The following is a 23,659-nucleotide window of genomic DNA, read 5'->3' on the forward strand; positions in this document are numbered from 1 at the left end:
ACCCGGGCGGTCAGGCGACGAGCTGCGGGATTTCCTGCGTCGCGAACCACAGCAGCTCGTGGCCCTCCGCGCCGTCCACGACGAACCGCGCGTCCTCGTCGCCCCCGTCCGCCGCGTCCAGCGCCCGCGCCGCGGCCGCCACGTCCTCCTCGGCGTCCTCCGCGTCCACGTGCACGGCGGCCGCCTTCGCCAGCCGTACGGCCCCGGCGAGGCGCACCTCGCCCGGCGCGGCCGGGTCCGGGCCCCGGCCGGGGTCGGCACAGGCCGCGCCGTCCGCCACGTCCACGGCGACCACGACCCGGCGCCGGGGGGCGTCGGGGTCGGCGGCGAGCAGGCGCAGGGAGGCCAGCGCGGCGCGGCCGAGCGCGGCGTACTCCAGCTCCTCGATGTCGTCGGAGAGGTACCACTCGCGCAGCGCGGGCGTCACGGCGTACGCGGTGAACGGCCCGTCGCCCAGCTGCCCCGTCCTGTGCGCCTCGGCGAGACCGGGGAGGGTCAGGGGGACGTAGACGCGCATGGTCGGCCGCTTTCGTCAGCTCGGATCACTTCTCGGCAAGGTCTCAGAATACGTCCCGCCCGTCCCCCTTCGAGTCCTCACCGACCCCCTCGCGGCCGTCAACCCACGTCCGCGACGTCACCCGTCCCACCCCCGCGAGCCGGGGCCCGCCGCACGGGCGGCCACCCTGATAGGTGAACTTCCCGCCCCTCCCCGACCGGCCCTCTCCCTCCTTGCCCCGCCCCCGTACGCCCCCGTACAAGATCCCCGTCACGAAGTTACCGCCCGGTACCCGGCTCCCCCCGCCGGCCCGGCCTTCAGAACGGGGCCCCTCGTGCACAAGGTCATGAGCAGAACGCCACGCCGCTCCCCCGCGGCCGTCCCCCCACGCGTCCCCACAGCCGGCGCCCCCCTGTCCCCCGCACCGGGCGCGGACCGCCCCAGAGCCACCGCACCCCGCCGGACACGCCCGGCCGACAACCGCCCCGCGGGCCGCGCACCGTCCCTCCGGAGCCGCCCCGCCCGGGACGGCTCCGGAGGCGGAACGCCCCCCGGTGCCCCTGACCACCGGACCGAGACACCCGCTGGCACGCCGCCCCAGGACGCCGGCCGGTCGTCCGGCGACAGGGGCCGCGTGCCCGGCGTCACGGCGCGCGAAGACCACGGGCGCGTGCCGGTCGCCGCGGCGTCCGAGCACCGGCGCAGGGTGCCGTCGGGCACCGCGCCCACGCGCCCGGGCGGGGCGTCCCCCGGCGTCCCGCAGCCCCGTCCCACCGACCGGTTCGCCGAGTTGCTCGTCGCCGTGCTGAGCGGTCAGCGGCCCGTGCACGCGATGTTGCGGCACAGTGCCGGACAGGCCTACGACGAGCTGATCCGGCTCGCGGAGCGGGGGCCGCTGCGGACGCGCGGGGCGCGGCCCGTCGTACGGGACATCGGATGGTTCGTGCCGCGGGAGGGCGCCATCGAGGCGTTCGCTCGGATCGGCGCCGGGGACCGGCTCCGCGCCATGGCGTTCCGGCTGGAGCGCGGCCGGGACCTGCGCTGGCGCTGCACCGCCGTCGAGCTCGGCGGCCCCCGCTGACAGCGGGCCGGAACGGCCGGGGCCGGGCACCCTCAGGTGCCCGGCCCCGGCCGGCGGTGCGGCGGCGTCACTTCTTGCGGCGACGCCCGCCCCGCGCCTGCTTCCGGCGCTCCGCGCGGGTCAGGCCGTCCGCCGGCGAGCGCACCGGCTCGTCGTCGGTGGCCAGCTCGCCCTCGATCGTGCCGCCCTCGCCGTCCACCGTGGGAGCGGAGAAGTGGAGGTTCCGCCGCTGCGGGGCGTCCAGCCCCTTCGCGCGGATCTCCGGCCGTGCCTGCGCGGGCACCGCGTCCTGCTTCTCCAGGTCGGCGGTCGGCTTGACGTCCTCGACCGGCACCTCCTCGACCTGCTGCTCGACCTGGACCTCCAGGTTGAACAGGTAGCCGACGGACTCCTCCTTGATGCCGTCCATCATCGCGCTGAACATGTCGAAGCCCTCGCGCTGGTACTCGACCAGCGGGTCCTTCTGGGCCATCGCGCGCAGGCCGATGCCCTCCTGGAGGTAGTCCATCTCGTAGAGGTGCTCGCGCCACTTGCGGTCCAGCACCGACAGCACGACCCGGCGCTCCAGCTCACGCATGATCTCGGAGCCGAGCTGCGCCTCACGCGCCTCGTACTGGGCGCGGATGTCGTCCTTGACGGACTCGGAGATGAACTCGGCGGTCAGACCGGCCCGGTCGCCGGCCGCGTCCTCCAGCTCCTCGACGGTGACGCTCACCGGGTAGAGCTGCTTGAACGCGCCCCACAGCCGGTCCAGGTCCCAGTCCTCGGGGAAGCCCTCGGCGGTCTCCGCCTGGACGTACGCGTCGATGGTGTCGTCCATGAAGTGGTGGATCTGCTCCTGCAGGTCCTCGCCCTCCAGGACGCGGCGGCGCTCGCCGTAGATGACCTCGCGCTGCCGGTTGAGCACCTCGTCGTACTTCAGGACGTTCTTGCGCGTCTCGAAGTTCTGCGTCTCCACCTGCGACTGCGCGGACGCGATCGCACGGGTGACCATCTTGTTCTCGATCGGCACGTCGTCCGGCACGTTCGCCATGGACATCACGCGCTCGACCATCTGCGCCTTGAACAGCCGCATCAGGTCGTCGCCGAGCGAGAGGTAGAAGCGGGACTCGCCCGGGTCGCCCTGACGGCCGGAGCGGCCGCGCAGCTGGTTGTCGATGCGCCGCGACTCGTGCCGCTCGGTGCCGAGGACGTAGAGGCCGCCGAGCTTCTCGACCTCCTCCTTCTCGGCCTTCACGGCCTCCTCGGCGCGCGCCAGCGCCTCCGGCAGGGCCGCGGCCCACTCCTCGATGTGCTCCTCGGGGTCGAGGCCGCGCTGCCGCAGCTCCGCCTCCGCGAGGTCCTCGGGGTTGCCGCCGAGCTTGATGTCCGTACCACGGCCGGCCATGTTGGTGGCCACCGTGACGGCGCCGCGGCGGCCGGCCTGGGCGACGATCTGCGCCTCGCGCTCGTGGTGCTTGGCGTTCAGCACCTCGTGCTGGATGCCGCGCTTGCTGAGCTGCTGCGACAGGTACTCGGACTTCTCGACCGACGTGGTGCCGACGAGGATCGGCTGGCCCTTGCGGTGCTTCTCCTCGATGTCGTCGACGACCGCCTCGAACTTGGCGACCTCGGTGCGGTAGATCAGGTCCGACTGGTCCTTGCGGACCATCGGCCGGTTGGTCGGGATGGGCACCACGCCGAGCTTGTAGATCTGGTGGAACTCGGCGGCCTCGGTCATGGCCGTACCGGTCATGCCGGACAGGCCCGGCAGTTCCTTGCCGTTGTGGTCGTGGCGCTTGTAGAGGCGGAAGAAGTTCTGCAGCGTGATCGTGGCGAGCGTCTGGTTCTCGTCCTTGATCGGCACGCCCTCCTTGGCCTCGATGGCCTGGTGCATGCCCTCGTTGTAGCGGCGGCCGGCGAGGATGCGTCCGGTGTGCTCGTCGACGATCATGACCTCGTCGTCGATGATGACGTAGTCCTTGTCGCGCTTGAAGAGCTCCTTCGCCTTGATGGCGTTGTTCAGGTAGCCCACGAGCGGGGTGTTCACCGACTCGTACAGGTTGTCGATGCCGAGCCAGTCCTCGACCTTGCTGACGCCGGACTCGTGGATGGCGACCGTGCGCTTCTTCTCGTCGACGTCGTAGTCGCCGGTCTCCTCGATGCCCTTCAGCGGCTGGCCGGCCTCGCCGCGCTTGAGGCGCTTGACCAGCTTGGCGAAGTCTCCGTACCACTTGGTGGCCTGGTCCGCGGGACCGGAGATGATCAGCGGCGTACGGGCCTCGTCGATGAGGATGGAGTCGACCTCGTCGACGATGGCGAAGTTGTGGCCGCGCTGCACCAGCTCTTCCTTCGACCACGCCATGTTGTCGCGCAGGTAGTCGAAGCCGAACTCGTTGTTCGTGCCGTAGGTGATGTCGCACGCGTACTGCTCGCGGCGCTGGGCCGGCGTCATGCTGGCGAGGATGCAGCCGACGCTCAGGCCCAGGAACTTGTGGACGCGGCCCATCATCTCCGAGTCGCGCTCGGCCAGGTAGTCGTTGACCGTGATGATGTGGACGCCCTCGCCGGACAGGGCGTTGAGGTACGCGGGCAGGGTGCCGACGAGGGTCTTGCCCTCACCGGTCTTCATCTCCGCCACGTACCCCATGTGCAGGGCCGCGCCGCCCATGATCTGGACGTCGTAGTGGCGCTGGCCCAGGACGCGCCGGGCGGCCTCGCGGACCGTGGCGAAGGCCTCGGGCAGCAGGTCGTCCAGGCTCTCACCGTCGGCGTAGCGCTCCTTGTACTCGTCGGTGAGGGCCCGCAGCTCGGCGTCGGAGAGGCCTTCGAAGTCCTCTTCGATGGAGTTGACCTGGTCCGCGATGCGGTGCAGCTTGCGCAGGATTTTGCCTTCGCCTGCACGCATGATCTTCGAGAGGACGGACACGGGGGTTGGTCTCCTTGCCGGTCGGGCCTGGGACGGTCGGTTTCCGTTTCACTGACTGAGCAACGGCCATCGTATGCGAGGACCCCGTCACGCCGGGAGGCCTGCCGGGGCGGTGACCGTCCGCCGCGGCCGAACCGTGGTACGGCCGCTACCCGGACAACGTCCCGGACGCCCCGATGGTGCCGCGGGCGTCCGGTGAATCACACGCGGAGTGATCATCGTTTCACCGACAGCCGAAGGGATGGCGCCGCCCCCCGCGACCTGCGCAGAATCGGCCGATGGAACCCGTCACGCTCACCACCGGCCGTCTGCTGCTGCGCGCCGTCGGCCCGCAGGACACCGACGCGGTCTTCCGGATCTGCCAGGACCCGGACATCCTGCGCTGGACCACGATTCCCTCGCCGTACCTGCCCGAGCACGCGCGGGGTTTCACGGAGCAGATCGCCCCGGACGGCTGGGCGAACGGTTCGATGTTCACCTTCGGCGTCTTCCTGCCCGCCGGGGAGCTGACGGGCATGCTGAGCATCACCCTGCGCTCCTTCGCGACGGGCGAGATCGGCTTCTGGGGCGCCAAGGAGCACCGCGGCAACGGCTACATCACCGAGGCCGTGGTGGCCGCGTGCCGCTGGGCCTTCACCGAGATGTCGATCGACCGCGTGGAGTGGCGCGCCGAGGTGGGCAACACGGCCTCCCGCGCGGTGGCGGAGCGGGCCGGCTTCACCGTCGAGGGGGTGCTGCGGTCCTCGCTCGTCAACAAGGGGGTGCTGCGGGACGGCTGGGTGGGGTCCCTGCTCCCCTCCGACCTGGGCCTTCCCTCCACCACCCCGTACGTGCCCGCCAAGGTCTGACGTGCGGACGCCCGCCGTTGTCAGTGCGGCCCTCTAGGGTGCGGACGTATGACGACCCTCCCGCGTCCGATCACGGAACTCTCCGCCGACGAGGCCCGCCGCATCGCCCTGCGGGCCCAGGGACTCCTCGGCGCCCCCGACCGGCGCGCCGGCGTGCGCGGCGTCCTGCGCCACCTGGGCGCGGTACAGCTCGACACCATCTCCGTCCTCGCCCGCTCGCACGAGCTGATCCCGTACGCCCGCCTCGGCGCGGTGGGCCGCAAGGCGGTGGAGGAGGCGTACTGGAAGCAGGGCGACCAGCCCGCGCACACGTTCGAATACTGGTCGCACGCCGCGTGCATCCTCCCCATCGAGGAATGGCCGCACTTCGCCTTCCGCCGCCGCGCCTTCCGCGACCGCCCGCACTGGCACCACGATCTGCCCGACGGCGTGTACGACCAGGTCGTCAAGCAGCTGCGTACCGAAGGCCCGCTGACCGCAACCGAGTTGGGCGGCGCCAAGCGCACCAGCGAGTGGTGGGACTGGTCCGGCACCAAGGTCGCCGTGGAGCGCGCCCTGATGCACGGCGAGGTGGTGTGCGTGGAGCGGCGCGGCTGGAAGCGGGTCTACGACCTGGCCGAGCGGGCCGTCCCGGCCGGTCTGCTGGCACAGGAGCCGTCCGACGCGGAGTGCCTGCGCCGGCTGGTGGGGCTGGCCGGCCGGGCGCTGGGGGTGGGGACCCGCGCGGACATCGCCGACTACCACCGGCTGAAGGGCGAGCAGGTCGACGCGGTGATCGCCGACTCGGGACTGGTGCCCGTCACGGTCGAGGGCTGGTCCAAGCCGGCCTGGGCGGATCCGGAGGCGCTGGCCTCCCCGCCGCGTGGCCGGCACCGCACGACGCTGCTGTCGCCGTTCGACTCCCTGGTCTGGGAGCGGGCGCGCACGGAGCGGATCTTCGGCTTCACCCACCGCCTGGAGGCGTACGTCCCGAAGGCCAAGCGGGTCCACGGCTACTTCGCGATGCCCGTGCTGGCGGGCGGGCGGCTGGTGGGCCGGGTGGACCCGGCGCGGGAGGGCCGCACGCTAGTCGCCAAGCAGGTCACGCTGGACGGCCGTACGGCGGTGCCGGCGGTGGCACGGGCGCTGGTGGAGGCGGCGGGCTGGGTGAACTGCGTGGACGTCCGGGTGGAGCGGCTGGACGCGCCGGAGCTGCGCGAGGCGCTCACGGCGGAGCTGGCCCGGCTGCTCGCCTGAGCCCCGCTGCGGTCCGCCGGGTCAGCGGATCTCGAGGATCTTCTCCCGCATCGCGTAGACCACGGCCTCCATCCGGGAGTGGAGCTGGAGCTTCTCCAGGATGTTGCGCACGTGGTTCTTCACGGTGTTCTCGGAGATGAACAACTCCTTGGCGATGTCCCGGTTGTTCATCCCCGTGGCGACGAGTTTGAGGACCTCCAGCTCGCGGTCCGTCAGCCGGGGCGCGGGGACGAGCCGGCGCTCGTCGGTGCGCTGGATCATCGACTTGAACTCGGTGAGCAGCTTCGACGCCATGGAGGGGCTGATCTGCGACTGCCCGTCGGCGACGGCCCGGATGGCGGTGGCCACCTCGTCGGTGGAGATCTCCTTGAGGAGGTAGCCGGTCGCGCCCGCCTTGATGGCGTCGTAGAGGTCGGCCTCCTCGTCACTGATCGTCAGCATGATGATCTTGGCGCTGGGGGCGACCTCCTTGATGGAGGTGCAGGCCTCGATGCCGCCCCGCTTGGGCATCCGCACGTCCATCAGGACGATGTCGGGCAGCAGGTCGGCGGCCTTCTCCACGGCCTCGGCGCCGTCCCCGGCCTCGCCGACGACCTGGATGTCCTCCTCGGCGGCGAGCACGATCTCCAGACCGCGGCGGAACAGCGCGTGGTCGTCCACCACCAGGACCCTGATCGGCTCCTGGCGTGGAGTGTCCGCGTCCGGGCCCATGCCGACGACGCCGTCGCCGGCATCCCCGTCCCGCATCGGTCCGAAGCTGTCCGCCATCGCGTTCCTCCCCCTGAAGGCTGCGGCCTGTGGTCCTGACCATCGCCAACCCAAGGCAACGGCCCACCGGTTGAGCCGCTGCCGCCATGATTCCATGCCGCACCGGCACCGGGCCGCCGGTGTGGGCGCCGGGCGGTGGCACGCCGGTGCCCCTGGGGGCGCACACGCGCACCAGGGGCACCTGCTGTGCTGTCGCCCGGCGGGTCAGCCGCCGAGGGTTCCGCCCGCCTCGGGGGAGTTGTTCTCGGTGACCATCGTGTCGGTCCTGAGGTGGATCACGCCGTAGTCGTAGGCGTGGCGCCGGTAGACGACGCTGGGCTCCTTGGTCTCGGAGTCGACGAAGAGGTAGAAGTCGTGTCCGACCAGCTCCATCTCGTAGAGCGCCTGGTCGAGGGTCATGGGCGCGGCCACGTGGGTCTTCTCGCGGACGACCAGCGGTCCGTCCCCCTGGACCTCCAGGGAACCGATCTTCTTCGTGGGGACCGCCTGCTCCTCCTCCCGCGCCGTGCTCGCACCGGCCCCGTTGAGGGTGGCCACGCCGGGCACGTGGTCGGGAACCTCGGCCGCGGGGATCCTGCGCGCGCCGCGCCGTGAGAATCGCTTGTCGTGCTGCTTGCGCAGCCGGGCGTCCAGCTTCTCCGCCGCCAGGTCGAGCGCCGCGTACGGGTCGCTCGCCGCCGCTTCCGCCCGGATCACCGGACCGCGGGAGCGGAGCGTGATCTCCACCCGGTCACAGCGGTCGGCCTGTCGGGGGTTGGGCTCCTTGGACACCTCGACGTCCAGGCTCATCACCTTGCCATCGAGCTTCTGGATCTTTTCCAGGTTCAGCTTCTCGGCCACGTGCTTCCGGAACCGCTCGGGCACCTCGGTCTTGCGGCCCTTGACGACGATGTCCACGCAGAACTCCGTTCCCGGATCACTCCGCTTCGCTGCGGATGTGTCTCCCTTTTGGACCAGGCTCCGGTGTCGTCCGGAGCCTCGGACTCGGTGACGTCCACCTCCTCCCCCACGAGCGAGATCTCCAGTCCACCGGTGCGGGTGATGTCGGAAAAGCCCGCACCACCGCATTCCGATCAGAGGGGACTGGCCTGCGGCTTTCCCTCACAACCGAACATATCTCGCGCGGACGGATGGCGTCACCCTTTACCGCGACGTACCTCCATTCAGGCGAATTAACCCTCTGATCACCTGCAACGACGTAAGTTCTCGGTCAGTTCCGGTGTATTCCGAACGCATCTGGCGACGCCGCCACGACGGCCGCGCACACCACGCCGGGCGTTCCGCCGGCGCTTCCCTTCCCGCCCGTCTCCTCCGGCGGCCGGCCGGGCTGCCGGTCCGCTCCGCGCCACGCCGACGGCGGTTTCCGCTGTTGTCCTGACCCTTCCCCTGTCTCACCCGGGTACACGGACGCGGGCCGCGAATCGCTCGATGCCGCCCGGCCCATTCCGGCCGGTTCCGTTTCCGGGCCGGGCGGGTCCGGCGCGGCCCGCACCGCGCGCGCCGCCTCGGCGAGGGTCGCCCCGGTCGTCATGAGGTCGTCGACCAGCACGACCCGGCCGCGCCGAAGGAGCCGGGCGCACCCCGGCGCCACCGCGAGGGCGCCCGCGAGGTTGGCCAGCCGCTGCCGTGCGCCGAGCCCCGACTGGTCGGCCACCGGGCGCCGTTGCCGCAGCGCGGCGAGCACCGCGGCGGGCACCCCCGTGCGCCGCAGCTCACCGGCCGCCGCGTACGCGATCCGCCGTGCGGGGTCGTGCCCGCGCGCCCGCACGGCCCGCCGGGCGGACGGCACGGGGACGAGCAGCACCGGGCCGCGCGCCGTCCCGTCCGCCGTCGTACCCCTGCCGCCCCGGGACCCGTGCCCAGCCGGTGCCCGGAGCCCCGCGCGCACCGCGCCCGCCAGGGCCTCGCCCAGCGGCCGGGCGAGGGCCAGGGCGCCACGCTCCTTGTGGGCGAGCAGCACGGCGCGCACCTCGTCGGCGTACGGGGCGGCCGCGTGCACGGGCGGCAGTCCCGGCGGCGCGGGCGCCGGCCGCACCCGGCGCGGCGCACCGCCGCTCAGCGCCGCGCGGCACCGGTCGCAGAGCACGGCGCGGGTCCTGCCGCATCCGCCGCACTCGGCCGGAAGCACCAGGTCGGTGAGGTCTTGCCACCAGCTCCGCATGGGCTCACTGTGCCAACGCCCCGACCGCCCGGCCACCCCTGTGGACAACCGTCCGACCAGCCCGTCGGGCCGCCCCGGAGGCTCCGGGCAGGCCGGCCCTCACCCCGGATAGACCGGTGCCGTCCCCTGCGTCACCTTCTGCCACTGCGCCCCGGACGGCAGCCGGACGATGCCGTCCACCGAGTACGCCACCAGCGGCGCGGTCTCGTCCGCGGCGGCCGTCAGCGCCTTCACCCCGGTCAGCGCGGCGGGCGGCGGCACGTCCGGCGTGGAGCCGTCGACCTCGACGTACTTCATCTGCTCCACGCCCCCGTGCTCACGGCCGACGACCACGAGCCGGCTGTCCCCGGCCCACGACATGGCGGTGACCTGCTCCAGCTCGGGCGTCGCCGAGCGCAGTTCCACCACGGTGACCGTGGGGCGCCCGGTCGACCCGGCCTCGTCCGGGCCGCTGCGCTCGATCCGCCCGATGAGCAGGGACCGCTCGTCGCCCTTCTCCACGACGAGGGCGATCCGCACCCCGTCGGCGGCCACCCGGACCGCCTGGATGCGGCCGTCCAGCCCCGGCGTCCGTACCCGCAACGGCTGGCCGGCGCCCTTCGCCAGCAGGTAGAGACCGGGGCGGGCCGGATCGCGGTCGGCGACCCACAGTCCGCCCTGGGCGTCCCAGCTCGGCGTGGTCAGCCGGTCCTGCTCGGCCCCGCCCCGGCTGCGCAGCACCGGCTCGCCGAGGGACGAGCCCTGCGCCAGGGCGGAGACGAACAGCGCCTGGCCGTTCAGGCCGACGCCGGCCGCCGTGCGCTCGTCCCGCGCGACCGCGACCGAGCGCAGCCCCTGCTCACCCTGCCCGAGCGCCCCGGGCGCCGGGTCGGGGTCGGGATCGGGGCTGGAACTGCCCGCGGCGATCCGGACGAGCTTGTGCTGCTCGTCGAGGAAGTACAGGTAGTCGGGCTGGTTCAGCGCGCCCCGGGTGGCGACGGTCTCGGCGCCGTCCTGGGTGAGCGAGCACAGCTGCCCGCCGTCGGCCCGCAGTTCGACCTCCTCCACCGCGGGGCTGAGGTCGCGCAGCGTGAACAGCAGCTGGGCGGCCATCTCCTCGCAGCGGCCGGTGCCGATGTCGCCGGCCCGGTCGTCGAGCGGCACGGTGAGCGTGCCCCGGTCGTCCGGGGTGAGCGGACCCGTGCCCTCGCGCAGCCGGGTCCCCGCGGGGAAGCTCGAGCGGACCACGGGGTCGAGCCAGCTCGTCGGCCCGGAGATCAGCGAGCGCACCATCCGCGTCGTGGGGTCGACGTGCCGGCGCACGTACACGGGGTCCGCGACCGCCATCGGCAGGGACGAGCCGTCCACGTCCACGTTCGAGGCGAAGTAGTACTTGTTGAAGGACGTGTAGTTGCGCTGGAAGTCCGACGTGCCCATCACGACGCCCTGCGGCACCGCGTCGATGCGCCACTGACCGCTCTTCTCGTCCTTCACCAGCCGCACGACCTCGTTGTAGAGGCCGGAGGAGGGCGCGTACGCCTGCTGCGCGTCCACGGTGGCGAACTTGGTGCCGGTCAGCGTGTACGTCAGGGCGGTGCTGTCCTCCCTGATCTCCCGGTCGGCGCGGGCGCCGGGCCCGTCGGAGAGCACGGTGGTGGACTGCTCCGGCCGCCAGTACTTCGACGCCTCCGGGGTCAGGTACTGGCGTGCGGTCTCGTAGTCGGCGTCGTCGCTGGTCAACGCCTCCAGAAAGCCCTGGACGATCTGGGTGGGGGTGGCGTCGTCGCTCGGCGGCACGGCGTAGACCCGCACCTGCGCGTCCTTGCGCGGTGTGGACTCCACCCCGCGCAGGCCACCGCTGTCCGGCATCGAGGCGCACCCGGCCAGCAGGACGACACCGCAGGCGGCGTACGTCACCGCCCGGGCCGGCGTCCGCCGCCCGCGCCTCACACGCTCACCGCCCACGCGTGGCCTCCCCGTCCTTCTCCGCACCGCGCGGATCACCGTCTCCGTTCCCGTCGGCCGCCGCCCGGCCGTCGTCCGCCCCGCCGGAGGGGCCCGGGGGGCCGGAGGGCCCCGCCTCCGCCCCCGCGTTCGTGCCGGGCGCCGTGCCCGGCGTCATGCGCGTGCTGCCCGACCGGGCCACCACGCGCGCGCCGTTGCCGGGCAGGGCGGTGGGGTCGGCCGTGGGCGTCGACGTGCCGGGCCTGCGGCCCAGCGGATCGCGGGACGAGGGCGCCGGGTCGCCCGCGCCGGGCTGCCGCACCGGCACCGTGGCGCGCTTCTCGCCGTCGCCGCCGCGCGGCGGCCCCGCGTCGTCGAGGCCGCCGCGGTTGCGGCGCGAGTCCTTGGGCTCCAGGGGTATCGGGGACCCGCGCAGCGGCTCGTCCGCCGTCCTGGGCAGCGTCAGCCGGAACTGCGAGCCGCCGCCCGGCTCGCCCCACGCCTGCAGCCAGCCGCCGTGCAGCCGCGCGTCCTCCAGGGCGATGGACAGCCCCAGCCCCGTACCGCCGGTGGTACGGGCGCGGGCCGGGTCGGCCCGCCAGAAGCGGCTGAACACGCGCGCGGCCTCGCCGGGCTTGAGTCCGACCCCGTAGTCGCGCACCGCGACCGCCACCGCGCCCCCCGCGGCGGCCAGCTTGACGACGACGTCCTTGCCCTCGCCGTGCTCGACGGCGTTGACGACCAGGTTGCGCAGCACCCGCTCCACGCGCCGCGCATCGGCCTCGGCGACCACGGGCTGCTGGTCCCCGACGATCTTGACCGTGGTGCCCTTGCGCTCGGCGAGCGGCTCCGCGCCGCTGACCACGCGCCGCACCACCTCGCGCAGGTCGATCGGCTCCGCCTCCAGGGCGGCCGCGCCCGCGTCGAAGCGGCTGATCTCCAGCAGGTCGGCGAGCAGCGACTCGAAGCGGTCGAGCTGGTCGGCGAGCAGCTCCGCCGACCGCGCGGTCACCGGGTCGAAGTCCTCGCGCGCCTCGTGGATGACGTCCGCGGCCATCCGCACGGTCGTCAGCGGGGTGCGCAGCTCGTGCGACACGTCCGACACGAACCGGCGCTGCATCCGCGACAGGTCCTCGAGCTGGCTGATCTTGAGCTGGAGGTTCTGCGCCATCTTGTTGAAGGCCTCGCCGAGCCGGGCGATGTCGTCCTCGCCGGTGACCTTCATGCGTTCCTGGAGCCGCCCGGCGGACAGCCGTTCGGCGATCCCGGCGGCCATCCGCACCGGCGTGACCACCTGCCGCACCACCAGCCAGGCGATCGCCCCGAGCAGCACGACCACGAACAGTCCGGCGGTCGTCAGGGTGCCCTTGACCAGGCTCAGCGACTTCTCCTCCTGGGTGAGCGGGAAGAGGTAGTACAGCTGGTACGGGTCGCCGTTGGGGTCGTTGACCTGCTTGCCGATGACCAGGGCCGGCTGGGACTCCTTGTCGGTGGCGTAGACGATGCGCGTGTAGCTCTGCGCGGCCGTCGCGCTGGTGTCGATCCGCTCGCGCAGCGCGGCGGGGACGCTGGCGGCCGGGTTGACCCCGCCGGAGGCGCGCGGTCCGCGTCCGCTGCCGCTGTCGCCGCCGGACGGCAGGGTGACCACGTCGAAGGCGCCCTGGCCGCCGCTGGACAGCGAGGCGACGAGGTCGCTCATCCACTGGATGACGCTCTGCGAGGGGCGGCCGTCCGGCGCGGCGCCCTCCTCGCCGGTGACGCTCACGGCCTGTTCGGCCTGCTGCTTGGCCACGGCGAAACCGCCGGTGGCCTGGCTCTGCGACGCCTTCACCTTGGCGTCCAGCAGTCCGTTGCGCACCTGGCCGATGACGACGAAGCCGAGCAGCAGGACGACGCCCAGCGACATCAGCAGTGTCGTGACGACGACCTTGAGCTGGATGTTGCGCCGCCACAGCCGCATGACGGGCAGCAGCGGACGCCGCACCCAGCGCATGACGAGCCGGACGACCGGGCTGCCCTGGACCCCGCCCTGGAGCAGGTCGCCGTCGAAGAGGTGGCGCCAGCGGGTGGCGGCCGTCCTCCGGCCGACAGGCCGCCCCGGACGGTCCCCGGACCGGCCGGGCGCCGAAGCGGCACTGTCACCGGGCATGTCAGCTCGGTCCTGCCTTGTATCCGACGCCACGGACGGTCACCACGATCTCGGGCTTCTCCGGGTCCTTCTCGACCTTGGAGCGCAGCCGCTGCACATGGACGTTGACCAGGCGGGTGTCGGCCGCGTGACGGTAGCCCCACACCTGCTCCAGCAGCACCTCGCGCGTGAAGACCTGCCACGGCTTGCGCGCGAGGGCGACCAGCAGGTCGAACTCCAGCGGAGTCAGGGCGATGGACTGCCCGTCCCGCTTCACGGAGTGACCGGCCACGTCGATCACCAGGTCGCCGATGGCGAGCTGCTCCGGCGCCGGCTCCTCGGACCTGCGCAGCCGCGCTCGGATCCGGGCGACCAGCTCCTTCGGCTTGAACGGCTTGACGATGTAGTCGTCGGCCCCGGACTCCAGGCCCACCACCACGTCGACGGTGTCGCTCTTCGCCGTGAGCATCACGATCGGCACCCCGGACTCCGCCCTGATCAGGCGGCAGACCTCGATGCCGTCCCGGCCGGGGAGCATCAGGTCGAGGAGGACCAGATCCGGCTTGGTCTCACGGAAGGCGGCCAGCGCCTTGTCGCCGTCGGCCACGAAAGACGGCTCAAAACCTTCACCGCGCAACACGATGCCGAGCATCTCGGCCAGTGCGCTGTCGTCGTCGACGACAAGGACTCGTCCCTTCATAAACGACATCATCCCATTAGCTAATCGTTACCTGGCGTGACCTGGCACACAGCGGCCAGCGCCTCGGACGTCACGGGCGACACCACGCCCCCCTCGGTGACGATCGCCGTCACCAGCTCCGGCGGTGTCACGTCGAACGCCGGGTTGTACGCCGTCGTCCCCAGGGGAGCCACCGGAATCCCGCCTCCCGCCTCCGCACCGGCCGTCGGCACCTGCGGCGCCGTGATCTCCGTCACCTCATGACCGGGACGCTGCTCCACCTCGATGGACGCCCCGTCCGGCGTCCGGGGATCCACCGTCGTCACCGGAGCCACCACGATGAACGGCACGTGGTGGTACCGCGCGAGCACCGCGAGCGGATAGCTCCCCACCTTGTTCGCCACCGAACCGTCGGCCGCGATGCGGTCCGCGCCGACCAGCACCGCGTCCACCTCGCCCGCCGCGAACAGCGATCCCGCCGCGCTGTCGGTGAGCAGGGTGTACGCCATGCCGCTGCGGGCCGCCTCGTACGCCGTCAGGCGAGCACCTTGCAGCAACGGACGCGTTTCGTCCACCCACAGGCGCCGCAGCCGCCCCGCCCGGTGCGCCGCCAGCGCCACCGCGAACGCCGTCCCCTCGCCGCCCGACACCAGCGAACCGGTGTTGCAGTGGGTGAGGATCCGGTGCCCGCCGCCGGGCATCAGCTCGTCGAGGAGCGCCAGCCCGTGCGCCGCCATCCGGGCGCTGGCCCCGGCGTCCTCCCGGTGCAGCCGCCGCGCGGCGGCCAGCGCCGCCCCGGCCGCCTGCCGCGGGTCGCCGCCGCCGTCCACCACCGCCCGGTACGCGGAGTGCGCCCGCCGCACCCCGACCGCCAGGTTCACCGCCGTGGGCCGGGCGCTCTCCAGCGCGGCCGCCGCGTCGTCCACGTCGTAGCCCCGCACGGCCGCGAGCGCGACGCCGTAGGCGCCCGCGATGCCCAGCAGGGGGGCGCCGCGCACGGCGAGCGAACGGATCGCCTCCACCAGTGCGGGCGCGTCCGTGCAGACCAGCTCGACCTCCTCGGCCGGGAGCCGCGTCTGGTCGAGCAGGACCAGGACCGGACCTTCGGGAGGCTCCTCCCAGCGCAGTGCCGGCATCCCGGTCGGCCGCTTGTCGTCACCGCTGTGCGCGTACTGATCAGCCATGCGGCCAGTCTGCCCCCTGGAGCGCGGACAATAGAAGGCGAGCTGCCCCGACCTCGGCAGGACCGCCGGGAACCACCGCATGGCACGATGGCTGCCCAAGCCGCCACCGCGACCGCGGCCGGGCACCGTGAAGGAGCGACGATGAACGACACTCCGGGCTGGGCCTCGCCCGGATCCGCCCCGTCCGGCGGGCACGAACCGGGCGCGTCCGGACCCGCCGGGTCCGACGGCCGTCCGGACCCCGAGCAGTCCGCCGACCGGCCGCGGCAGCCGGGTGACGCCCCGCGGGAGCCGGGCGTGAAGTGGTCCAGGGACCAGCCTCCCGCCGGCCAGTGGTCCGCGCCCACCGGCACCCCCGGTGCGGGCGGCCCCGGCCAGACCCCGCCGCCCCCCGGCCCCGGCTGGGGCGCCCCGCCGCCCGGCGGACCCGGCGGCCAGGCTCCCTGGGGAGGCTGGGGCAACGGCTGGGGAGGCCCCCCGCCCGCGGCGAAGCCCGGCGTCATCCCGCTGCGCCCCCTCGGCGTCGGCGAGCTCCTCGACGGCGCCGTGTCGACCCTGCGCACCTACTGGCGCACGGTCCTCGGCATCTCGCTGACCCTCGCCGTCCTCACCGAGATCGTCGCGGTGCTGCTGCAGCGCTTCGTCCTGGACGACGCCAATACCGAGGTGCTCGACGACCCCAGCGCCACGTTCGACGAGCTCACCGACGTCATGGGCGACCTCCTGCTCAGCTCCGCCGTGCTCTACGGGATCACCCTGGTCGGCACGGTCGCGGCGACCGCCCTGCTCACCACCGTCACCAGCCGCGCCGTGCTCGGCCGGCCGGTGACCACCGCCGAGGCCTGGCGCGACGCCCGTCCCCAGATCCTCAAGCTGTTCGGCCTGATCGTCCTGCTGGGACTCATCGCGGTGGGCGCCGTCGCCGCCGGCGCGCTGCCCGGCATCCTCGTCAGCGTCTCGGCCGGCGCGACGGTGGGCGCCGGACTCACCGTCCTCGGCCTGCTCGCCGCCGCCGTGATCACCGTGTGGCTCATGATCCGCTTCTCGCTGGCCTCCCCCGCGCTGATGCTGGAGAAGCAGGGCATCGTCAGGGCGATGCGCCGCTCCGCCCGGCTGGTGCGCGGCTCCTGGTGGCGGATCTTCGGCATCCAGCTGCTGGCCGCGATCATCGCCTACGTCGTCGCGGCGATCATCATCATCCCCTTCACCTTCCTCGCCGCCGCGTTCAGCGGCGGCGGCGCCGGCCTCCTGGAGACCACGGGCGGGGACATCGGCTGGACCTTCCTGATCATCAGCGGCGTCGGCTCGGTGATCGGCTCCATGATCACGTTCCCGATCACCGCCGGCGTCACCGTGCTCCTCTACATCGACCAGCGCATCCGCCGCGAGGCCCTCGACCTCGAACTGGCCCGCGCCGCGGGCGTCCAGGGCGCCGACACCACCGGCGGGAGCTGATGCGGTGACCGTCGCGGGGGGAGTTCTCCAGGCCGTACCGGCCCTGCCCACGGCCACCGACACCGCCGTACGCCTGCTGGCGCGCGGCGACGGCGAACCGCCCGTCACCCTCCCGCGCGACCCCGCGCGGGAGGCGGCCCGGCGGGAGCTGTCGAAGCAGATCTACCACGAGAACGACCCCAGCTGGCTCCAGCAGGCGCTGGAGGCCTTCTGGGACTGGGTCGGCGAGCTGCTCGGCGCCGCCTCCACCGCGACACCCGGCGGCGCGCTCGGCCTGGCCGTGATCGCCGCCGCCGCCCTCGCCGTCGTGGCCGCCCTGTGGTGGCGCCTGGGCGCCCCGCGCCGCCGGCCGGTCACCGCGCCCGCCCTGTTCGACGACCGTCCCCGCAGCGCCGCCGAGCACCGCGCGGCCGCCGAGGCGCACGCCGCCCAGGGACACTGGAACCAGGCCGTCCAGGAACGCATGCGGGCCGTCGTCCGCGCCCTGGAGGAACGCGCCCTCCTCGACCCCCGCCCCGGCCGCACCGCCGACGAGGCCGCCGCCGAGGCCGGCCGCGCCCTGCCCGGACACACCGACCGGCTGCGCACCGCCGCCCGCGACTTCGACGACGTCACCTACGGCGGCCGGGCCGCCACGGAGGACGCGTACCGGCGGCTCGCCGCCCTCGACGGCGACCTGGAACGCACCAAGCCCGCCCTCGCCGGCAGCGGCGCCCGCGGCACGGACCCCGACGCCCCCCACGGAGCCGCCGGATGACGACCGAGGCCACCTCCCCGCCCACCTCGGCCTCCCCCACCGCCCGCCAGGTGTGGACGCGCACGCGGGGCGTCGCCCTCGCGCTGGTGCTGCTGCTCGTCGCGGCCGTCGCCATCGCCGCGGTCCGCTCCGACGCCCGGCACGGCCGGCTCGACCCGCGCTCCGCCGACCCCCACGGCAGCCGCGCCGTCGCCGAACTGCTCGCCGACCGCGGCGTCGGCACCCGCACGGTCACCACGCTCGACGAGGCCGCCGACGCGGCCGGCCCCGACACCACCCTGCTGGTCGCCGTGCCGGACCTGCTGACGCCCCGCCAGCAGACACGGCTGCGCCAGGCCACCGAGGACTCCGGCGGCCGCACCGTCCTGGTCGCCCCCGGCCCCGCCTCCGTGGAGCGCCTCGCCCCCGGCGTCACCGCCGACCCCGCCAACAGCCTGGACTCCACCCTCGAACCGGGCTGCGACCTGCCCGCCGCCCGACGCGCCGGCTCCGCCGACACCGGCGGCATCCGCTACTCCTCCGCCCACCCCGACGCCGACGAGTGCTACCGCAGCCACCGCCTGGCCACCCTGCTGCGCGTCCCCGCCCCCTCCGGCGACGGCGACACCGTCCTCCTCGGCGCCCCCGACATCCTCCTCAACGACCGCCTGGACGAACACGGCAACGCCTCGCTGGCCCTGCAGCTCCTCGGCTCCCGCCCCCACCTCGTCTGGTACCTCCCCTCACCCGCCGACGCCTCAGCCGTGGCCGAGGACCGGAAGAGCCTCTTCGACCTGCTCCCCTCCGGCTGGCTGTGGGGCACCCTCCAGCTCTTCGTCGCCGCCGCCCTGGCCGCCGCGTGGCGAGCCCGCCGTCTCGGCCCCCTCGTCCCCGAGAGACTCCCCGTGGCGATCCGCGCCTCCGAGACCGTCGAAGGCCGCGCCCGCCTCTACCGCAAGGCCGACGCCCGCGACCGCGCCGCCCTCGCGCTCCGCTCCGCCACCCGCACCCGCCTCGCCCCCCTCGTCGGCATCCCCGGCTCCCAGGCGCACGCGCCCGAGGCCCTGCTCCCCGCACTGTCCGCCCGCCTCGACGACGACGGACAGTCCCTCCACACGCTTCTCTTCGGCCCGCCCCCCGGCGACGACGCGGCTCTGATCCGGCTCGCCGACCGACTCGACGCCCTCGAAAGGCAGGTACGCCGTCCATGATGGACCCGACCACCGACAACGCCGCGCCCGCCGGGGACCCGGCCGCCGCCCGGGCCGCCCTGGAGGCCCTGCGCGCGGAGATCGCCAAGGCCGTGGTCGGCCAGGATCCCGCCGTGACCGGCCTCGTCGTCGCCCTGCTCTGCCGCGGCCACGTCCTCCTCGAGGGCGTCCCCGGCGTCGCCAAGACCCTGCTGATCCGCGCCCTCGCCGCCTCCCTCGAACTCGACACCAAGCGCGTCCAGTTCACCCCCGACCTGATGCCGAGCGACGTCACCGGCTCCCTCGTCTACGACGCCCGCACCGCCGAGTTCTCCTTCCAGCCCGGCCCGGTCTTCACCCACCTCCTCCTCGCGGACGAGATCAACCGCACGCCCCCGAAGACCCAGTCGTCCCTGCTGGAGGCCATGGAGGAGCGCCAGGTCACCGTCGACGGCACCCCGCGCGCCCTCCCCGACCCGTTCCTGGTCGCCGCGACCCAGAACCCCGTCGAGTACGAGGGCACCTACCCCCTGCCCGAGGCGCAGCTCGACCGCTTCCTCCTCAAGCTGACGATCCCCCTCCCCTCCCGCCAGGACGAGATCGACGTCCTCACCCGGCACGCCCGGGGCTTCGACCCGCGCGACCTGCGCGCCGCCGGCGTACGCCCCGTCGCGAACGCCGCCGACCTCGAGGCCGCCCGCCGCGCCGTCGCCGCCACCACGGTCTCCCCCGAGATCACCGCGTACGTCGTCGACATCTGCCGCGCCACCCGCGAGTCGCCGTCCCTGACGCTCGGCGTCTCCCCCCGAGGCGCCACCGCGCTGCTCGCCACCGCCCGCGCCTGGGCCTGGCTGACCGGCCGTGACTACGTCATCCCCGACGATGTGAAGGCCCTCGCCCTGCCCACGCTCCGCCACCGCATACAGCTGCGCCCGGAGGCCGAGATGGAGGGCGTGACGGCCGACTCGGTCATCGACGCGGTCCTCTCCCACGTCCCCGTCCCCCGCTGATGGCCCCCACCGGACGCGCCGCCCTCCTCGCGGCCCTCGGCTCCCTCCCGGTCGGCATCTGGGAACCCGGCTGGACGGGCCTCCTCGCCGTCAACGCGCCCCTGGCCGTCGCGTGCGCCTGCGACTACGCCCTGGCCGCGCCGGTGCGCGGGCTCGGCCTGACCCGCTCCGGCGACACCTCCGTACGCCTCGGCGGCACCGCCGACGTCACCCTCACGATCACCAACCCGTCGCGCCGTCCGCTGAGCGCCCGCGTCCGCGACGCCTGGCCGCCGAGCAGCTGGACGCCCGGCACGGAGCCGGAGTCCTCCCGGACACGGCTGACGATCCCCGCGGGCGAACGGCGCCGCGTCACCACACGCCTGCGCCCCACCCGCCGCGGCGACCGCCGGGCGGACCGCGTCACCGTCCGCTCCTACGGCCCCCTCGGCCTCTTCACCCGCCAGGGCACCCACAAGGTCCCGTGGACGGTCCGCGTCCTGCCGCCCTTCACCAGCCGCAAGCACCTGCCCTCCAAGCTGGCCCGCCTACGCGAACTGGACGGCCGCACCAGCGTCCTCACCCGGGGCGAGGGCACCGAGTTCGACAGCCTCCGCGCCTACGTCCCCGGCGACGACACCCGCTCCATCGACTGGCGCGCCACCGCCCGCCAGACGGAGGTCGCCGTACGCACCTGGCGCCCGGAGCGGGACCGCCACATCCTGCTCGTCCTCGACACCGGCCGCACCTCCGCAGGCCGGGTCGGTGACGCACCGCGTCTGGACGCCTCCATGGACGCGGCCCTGCTCCTCTCCGCCCTGGCCTCCCGCGCCGGCGACCGCGTCGACCTGCTGGCCTACGACCGCCGGGTACGCGCCCTGGTCCAGGGCCGCGCGGCCGGCGACGTCCTGCCGTCCCTGGTGAACGCGCTGGCCACACTGGAACCCGAACTGGTCGAGACGGACGCCCGCGGCCTGACGGCGGCAGCGCTCCGTACGGCCCCGCGCCGCTCCCTGATCGTGCTCCTGACGACGCTGGACGCGACGCCGGTGGAGGAGGGCCTGCTGCCCGTCCTGAGCCGGCTGACGCAGCGCCACACGGTCCTGCTCGCGTCGGTGGCCGACCCGCACGTGGCCTCCATGGCCCGGGGCCGCGGAGACGTCGACGCGGTGTACGAGGCAGCGGCGGCCGCACAGGCCCACACGGAACGCGACCGCACAGCCGAACAGCTCCGACGCCGCGGGGTGACGGTCGTGGACGCGACGCCGGAGAACTTGGCGCCGGCGCTTGCGGACGCGTACTTGGCACTGAAATCGGCGGGACGGCTGTAAAAGAAGGGGGGCGCCCTCCCCCCGGAAACGCAGAGAGCCCCCGTGCCATTCGGCACGGGGGCTCTCTTATAAGAATTGTTCGGCGGCGTCCTACTCTCCCACAGGGTCCCCCCTGCAGTACCATCGGCGCTGTAAGGCTTAGCTTCCGGGTTCGGAATGTAACCGGGCGTTTCCCCTACGCTATGACCACCGAAACACTATGAAACTGACAACCAGCCGCATGCCGTGACCACGGCATGGGGTTGTTCATGGTTTCAGAACCAACACAGTGGACGCGAGCAACTGAGGACAAGCCCTCGGCCTATTAGTACCGGTCAACTCCACACGTTACCGTGCTTCCATATCCGGCCTATCAACCCAGTCGTCTACTGGGAGCCTTACCCCATCAAGTGGGTGGGAGTCCTCATCTCGAAGCAGGCTTCCCGCTTAGATGCTTTCAGCGGTTATCCCTCCCGAACGTAGCCAACCAGCCATGCCCTTGGCAGAACAACTGGCACACCAGAGGTTCGTCCGTCCCGGTCCTCTCGTACTAGGGACAGCCCTTCTCAAGACTCCTACGCGCACAGCGGATAGGGACCGAACTGTCTCACGACGTTCTAAACCCAGCTCGCGTACCGCTTTAATGGGCGAACAGCCCAACCCTTGGGACCGACTCCAGCCCCAGGATGCGACGAGCCGACATCGAGGTGCCAAACCATCCCGTCGATATGGACTCTTGGGGAAGATCAGCCTGTTATCCCCGGGGTACCTTTTATCCGTTGAGCGACGGCGCTTCCACAAGCCACCGCCGGATCACTAGTCCCGACTTTCGTCCCTGCTCGACCCGTCGGTCTCACAGTCAAGCTCCCTTGTGCACTTACACTCAACACCTGATTGCCAACCAGGCTGAGGGAACCTTTGGGCGCCTCCGTTACCCTTTAGGAGGCAACCGCCCCAGTTAAACTACCCATCAGACACTGTCCCTGATCCGGATCACGGACCCAGGTTAGACATCCAGCACGACCAGACTGGTATTTCAACGACGACTCCACCCGAACTGGCGTCCAGGCTTCACAGTCTCCCAGCTATCCTACACAAGCCGAACCGAACACCAATATCAAACTGTAGTAAAGGTCCCGGGGTCTTTCCGTCCTGCTGCGCGAAACGAGCATCTTTACTCGTAGTGCAATTTCACCGGGCCTATGGTTGAGACAGTCGAGAAGTCGTTACGCCATTCGTGCAGGTCGGAACTTACCCGACAAGGAATTTCGCTACCTTAGGATGGTTATAGTTACCACCGCCGTTTACTGGCGCTTAAGTTCTCAGCTTCGCCCACCCGAAAGTGAGCTAACCGGTCCCCTTAACGTTCCAGCACCGGGCAGGCGTCAGTCCGTATACATCGCCTTACGGCTTCGCACGGACCTGTGTTTTTAGTAAACAGTCGCTTCTCGCTGGTCTCTGCGGCCACCCCCAGCTCAGAGCGTAAAGCCCCTCACCAGGTGTGGCCCCCCTTCTCCCGAAGTTACGGGGGCATTTTGCCGAGTTCCTTAACCATAGTTCACCCGAACGCCTCGGTATTCTCTACCTGACCACCTGAGTCGGTTTAGGGTACGGGCCGCCATGAAACTCGCTAGAGGCTTTTCTCGACAGCATAGGATCATCCACTTCACCACAATCGGCTCGGCATCAGGTCTCACCCCTGATGAGTGGCGGATTTGCCTACCACTCGGGCTACACCCTTACCCCGGGACAACCACCGCCCGGGATGGACTACCTTCCTGCGTCACCCCATCACTCACCTACTACCAGCTCGGGTCACCGGCTCCACCACTCCGACCTCGTCCGAAGACTCAGCCGGCGGCTTCACGGGCTTAGCATCACTGGATTCGATGTTTGACGCTCCACAGCGGGTACCGGAATATCAACCGGTTATCCATCGACTACGCCTGTCGGCCTCGCCTTAGGTCCCGACTTACCCTGGGCAGATCAGCTTGACCCAGGAACCCTTAGTCAATCGGCGCACACGTTTCTCACGTGTGAATCGCTACTCATGCCTGCATTCTCACTCGTCAACCGTCCACAACTCGCTTACGCGGCTGCTTCACCCGGCAGACGACGCTCCCCTACCCAACCCAGCACCCGTTGGGGCTATCTGCTGGATTGACACGACTTCGGCGGTACGCTTGAGCCCCGCTACATTGTCGGCGCGGAATCACTAGACCAGTGAGCTATTACGCACTCTTTCAAGGGTGGCTGCTTCTAAGCCAACCTCCTGGTTGTCTCTGCGACTCCACATCCTTTCCCACTTAGCGTACGCTTAGGGGCCTTAGTCGATGCTCTGGGCTGTTTCCCTCTCGACCATGGAGCTTATCCCCCACAGTCTCACTGCCGCGCTCTCACTTACCGGCATTCGGAGTTTGGCTAAGGTCAGTAACCCGGTAGGGCCCATCGCCTATCCAGTGCTCTACCTCCGGCAAGAAACACACGACGCTGCACCTAAATGCATTTCGGGGAGAACCAGCTATCACGGAGTTTGATTGGCCTTTCACCCCTAACCACAGGTCATC

General features: G+C 72.0%; 16 protein-coding genes, 2 rRNA genes and 1 pseudogene (1 of these 19 cut by a window edge). 8 read left to right on the forward strand and 11 right to left on the reverse strand.

Going from position 1 to position 23,659, the window contains the following annotated elements; all coding sequences use genetic code 11:
* Positions 1–10: 10 nt before the first annotated feature.
* Positions 11–517, reverse strand: a complete 507-nt coding sequence (locus tag ACWH4W_RS02680) for a DUF6912 family protein (RefSeq protein ID WP_473074244.1) — start codon at positions 515–517, stop codon at positions 11–13.
* Positions 518–1,166: 649 nt separating this feature from the next.
* Here ACWH4W_RS02680 and ACWH4W_RS02685 point away from each other — a divergent pair.
* Complete coding sequence (locus ACWH4W_RS02685; protein ID WP_473074245.1) at positions 1,167–1,577, forward strand: Rv3235 family protein; 411 nt, start codon at positions 1,167–1,169, stop codon at positions 1,575–1,577.
* A gap of 67 nt (positions 1,578–1,644) precedes the next feature.
* On the opposite strand, the gene secA is transcribed toward ACWH4W_RS02685, so the two are convergent.
* Positions 1,645–4,485 (reverse strand): preprotein translocase subunit SecA, encoded by a 2,841-nt coding sequence (gene secA / locus ACWH4W_RS02690; protein ID WP_473074246.1) that lies wholly within the window; start codon positions 4,483–4,485, stop codon positions 1,645–1,647.
* 278 nt (positions 4,486–4,763) lie between these two features.
* On the opposite strand from secA, the gene ACWH4W_RS02695 reads away from it, so the two are divergent.
* A complete protein-coding gene (locus tag ACWH4W_RS02695; RefSeq protein WP_473074247.1) occupies positions 4,764–5,333 on the forward strand; it encodes a GNAT family N-acetyltransferase in 570 nt (189 codons plus the stop codon).
* Between the two features lie 48 nt (positions 5,334–5,381).
* Positions 5,382–6,569, forward strand: a complete 1,188-nt coding sequence (locus tag ACWH4W_RS02700; RefSeq protein WP_473074248.1) for a winged helix-turn-helix domain-containing protein — start codon at positions 5,382–5,384, stop codon at positions 6,567–6,569.
* A gap of 21 nt (positions 6,570–6,590) precedes the next feature.
* On the opposite strand, the gene ACWH4W_RS02705 is transcribed toward ACWH4W_RS02700, so the two are convergent.
* The 7 genes and pseudogenes from ACWH4W_RS02705 to mtnA all read right to left on the reverse strand — a co-directional run bounded on the left by ACWH4W_RS02705 (position 6,591) and on the right by mtnA (position 15,412).
* On the reverse strand, positions 6,591–7,337 hold the full coding sequence (locus ACWH4W_RS02705) for a response regulator (protein ID WP_473074249.1): 747 nt from the start codon (positions 7,335–7,337) through the stop codon (positions 6,591–6,593).
* A 204-nt stretch (positions 7,338–7,541) separates the two neighbouring features.
* On the reverse strand, positions 7,542–8,234 hold the full coding sequence (hpf, locus tag ACWH4W_RS02710; protein WP_473074250.1) for a ribosome hibernation-promoting factor, HPF/YfiA family: 693 nt from the start codon (positions 8,232–8,234) through the stop codon (positions 7,542–7,544).
* A gap of 313 nt (positions 8,235–8,547) precedes the next feature.
* Positions 8,548–9,498 (reverse strand): ComF family protein, encoded by a 951-nt coding sequence (locus ACWH4W_RS02715; protein WP_473074251.1) that lies wholly within the window; start codon positions 9,496–9,498, stop codon positions 8,548–8,550.
* Positions 9,499–9,597: 99 nt separating this feature from the next.
* Positions 9,598–11,442, reverse strand: a complete 1,845-nt coding sequence (locus ACWH4W_RS02720; RefSeq protein ID WP_473074252.1) for an LpqB family beta-propeller domain-containing protein — start codon at positions 11,440–11,442, stop codon at positions 9,598–9,600.
* Positions 11,432–13,570, reverse strand: coding sequence for an MtrAB system histidine kinase MtrB (gene mtrB, locus ACWH4W_RS02725; RefSeq protein WP_473074253.1), 2,139 nt, complete (start codon positions 13,568–13,570; stop codon positions 11,432–11,434). Before mtrB ends, ACWH4W_RS02720 begins: the two co-directional genes overlap by 11 nt.
* A 1-nt stretch (position 13,571) precedes the next feature.
* Positions 13,572–14,261 (reverse strand): two-component system response regulator MtrA, encoded by a 690-nt coding sequence (gene mtrA / locus ACWH4W_RS02730; RefSeq protein WP_004987303.1) that lies wholly within the window; start codon positions 14,259–14,261, stop codon positions 13,572–13,574.
* A gap of 4 nt (positions 14,262–14,265) precedes the next feature.
* A pseudogene (gene mtnA, locus ACWH4W_RS02735) lies at positions 14,266–15,412 on the reverse strand (S-methyl-5-thioribose-1-phosphate isomerase).
* Positions 15,413–15,553: 141 nt separating this feature from the next.
* On the opposite strand from mtnA, the gene ACWH4W_RS02740 reads away from it, so the two are divergent.
* From ACWH4W_RS02740 to ACWH4W_RS02760, 5 genes are read left to right on the forward strand one after another with little or no spacing between them, the layout of a single operon-like run.
* Positions 15,554–16,867 (forward strand): glycerophosphoryl diester phosphodiesterase membrane domain-containing protein, encoded by a 1,314-nt coding sequence (locus ACWH4W_RS02740; RefSeq protein ID WP_473074254.1) that lies wholly within the window; start codon positions 15,554–15,556, stop codon positions 16,865–16,867.
* A gap of 4 nt (positions 16,868–16,871) precedes the next feature.
* Positions 16,872–17,624 (forward strand): DUF4129 domain-containing protein, encoded by a 753-nt coding sequence (locus ACWH4W_RS02745; RefSeq protein WP_473074255.1) that lies wholly within the window; start codon positions 16,872–16,874, stop codon positions 17,622–17,624.
* Entirely contained in the window at positions 17,621–18,814 is a 1,194-nt protein-coding gene (locus ACWH4W_RS02750; protein ID WP_473074256.1) for a DUF4350 domain-containing protein, read from the forward strand. Before ACWH4W_RS02745 ends, ACWH4W_RS02750 begins: the two co-directional genes overlap by 4 nt.
* On the forward strand, positions 18,814–19,803 hold the full coding sequence (locus ACWH4W_RS02755; protein ID WP_473077394.1) for an AAA family ATPase: 990 nt from the start codon (positions 18,814–18,816) through the stop codon (positions 19,801–19,803). The genes ACWH4W_RS02750 and ACWH4W_RS02755 overlap by 1 nt, the downstream gene beginning before the upstream one ends.
* Positions 19,803–21,113 (forward strand): DUF58 domain-containing protein, encoded by a 1,311-nt coding sequence (locus ACWH4W_RS02760; protein WP_473074257.1) that lies wholly within the window; start codon positions 19,803–19,805, stop codon positions 21,111–21,113. The genes ACWH4W_RS02755 and ACWH4W_RS02760 overlap by 1 nt, the downstream gene beginning before the upstream one ends.
* 77 nt (positions 21,114–21,190) lie before the next feature.
* Here ACWH4W_RS02760 and rrf read toward each other — a convergent pair.
* Together rrf and ACWH4W_RS02770 are read right to left on the reverse strand one after the other, a co-directional pair.
* Positions 21,191–21,307 (reverse strand): 5S ribosomal RNA (rrf, locus tag ACWH4W_RS02765).
* A gap of 90 nt (positions 21,308–21,397) precedes the next feature.
* A 23S ribosomal RNA gene (locus ACWH4W_RS02770) occupies positions 21,398–23,659 on the reverse strand (it continues 864 nt past the right edge of the window).

The sequence above is a fragment of the Streptomyces sp. DSM 120436 genome (assembly GCF_055778765.1).

Excerpts from the sequence above, each read along its gene's own strand:
- ACWH4W_RS02715 (WP_473074251.1), bottom strand. The coding sequence starts at position 9,498 with ATGCGGAGCTGGTGGCAAGACCTCACCGACCTGGTGCTTCCGGCCGAG.
- ACWH4W_RS02755 (WP_473077394.1), top strand. The coding sequence starts at position 18,814 with ATGGACCCGACCACCGACAACGCCGCGCCCGCCGGGGACCCGGCCGCC.
- ACWH4W_RS02700 (WP_473074248.1), top strand. The coding sequence starts at position 5,382 with ATGACGACCCTCCCGCGTCCGATCACGGAACTCTCCGCCGACGAGGCC.
- ACWH4W_RS02740 (WP_473074254.1), top strand. The coding sequence starts at position 15,554 with ATGAACGACACTCCGGGCTGGGCCTCGCCCGGATCCGCCCCGTCCGGC.
- ACWH4W_RS02695 (WP_473074247.1), top strand. The coding sequence starts at position 4,764 with ATGGAACCCGTCACGCTCACCACCGGCCGTCTGCTGCTGCGCGCCGTC.
- ACWH4W_RS02760 (WP_473074257.1), top strand. The coding sequence starts at position 19,803 with ATGGCCCCCACCGGACGCGCCGCCCTCCTCGCGGCCCTCGGCTCCCTC.
- ACWH4W_RS02750 (WP_473074256.1), top strand. The coding sequence starts at position 17,621 with ATGACGACCGAGGCCACCTCCCCGCCCACCTCGGCCTCCCCCACCGCC.
- ACWH4W_RS02705 (WP_473074249.1), bottom strand. The coding sequence starts at position 7,337 with ATGGCGGACAGCTTCGGACCGATGCGGGACGGGGATGCCGGCGACGGC.
- mtrA (WP_004987303.1), bottom strand. The coding sequence starts at position 14,261 with ATGATGTCGTTTATGAAGGGACGAGTCCTTGTCGTCGACGACGACAGC.
- mtrB (WP_473074253.1), bottom strand. The coding sequence starts at position 13,570 with ATGCCCGGTGACAGTGCCGCTTCGGCGCCCGGCCGGTCCGGGGACCGT.
- ACWH4W_RS02680 (WP_473074244.1), bottom strand. The coding sequence starts at position 517 with ATGCGCGTCTACGTCCCCCTGACCCTCCCCGGTCTCGCCGAGGCGCAC.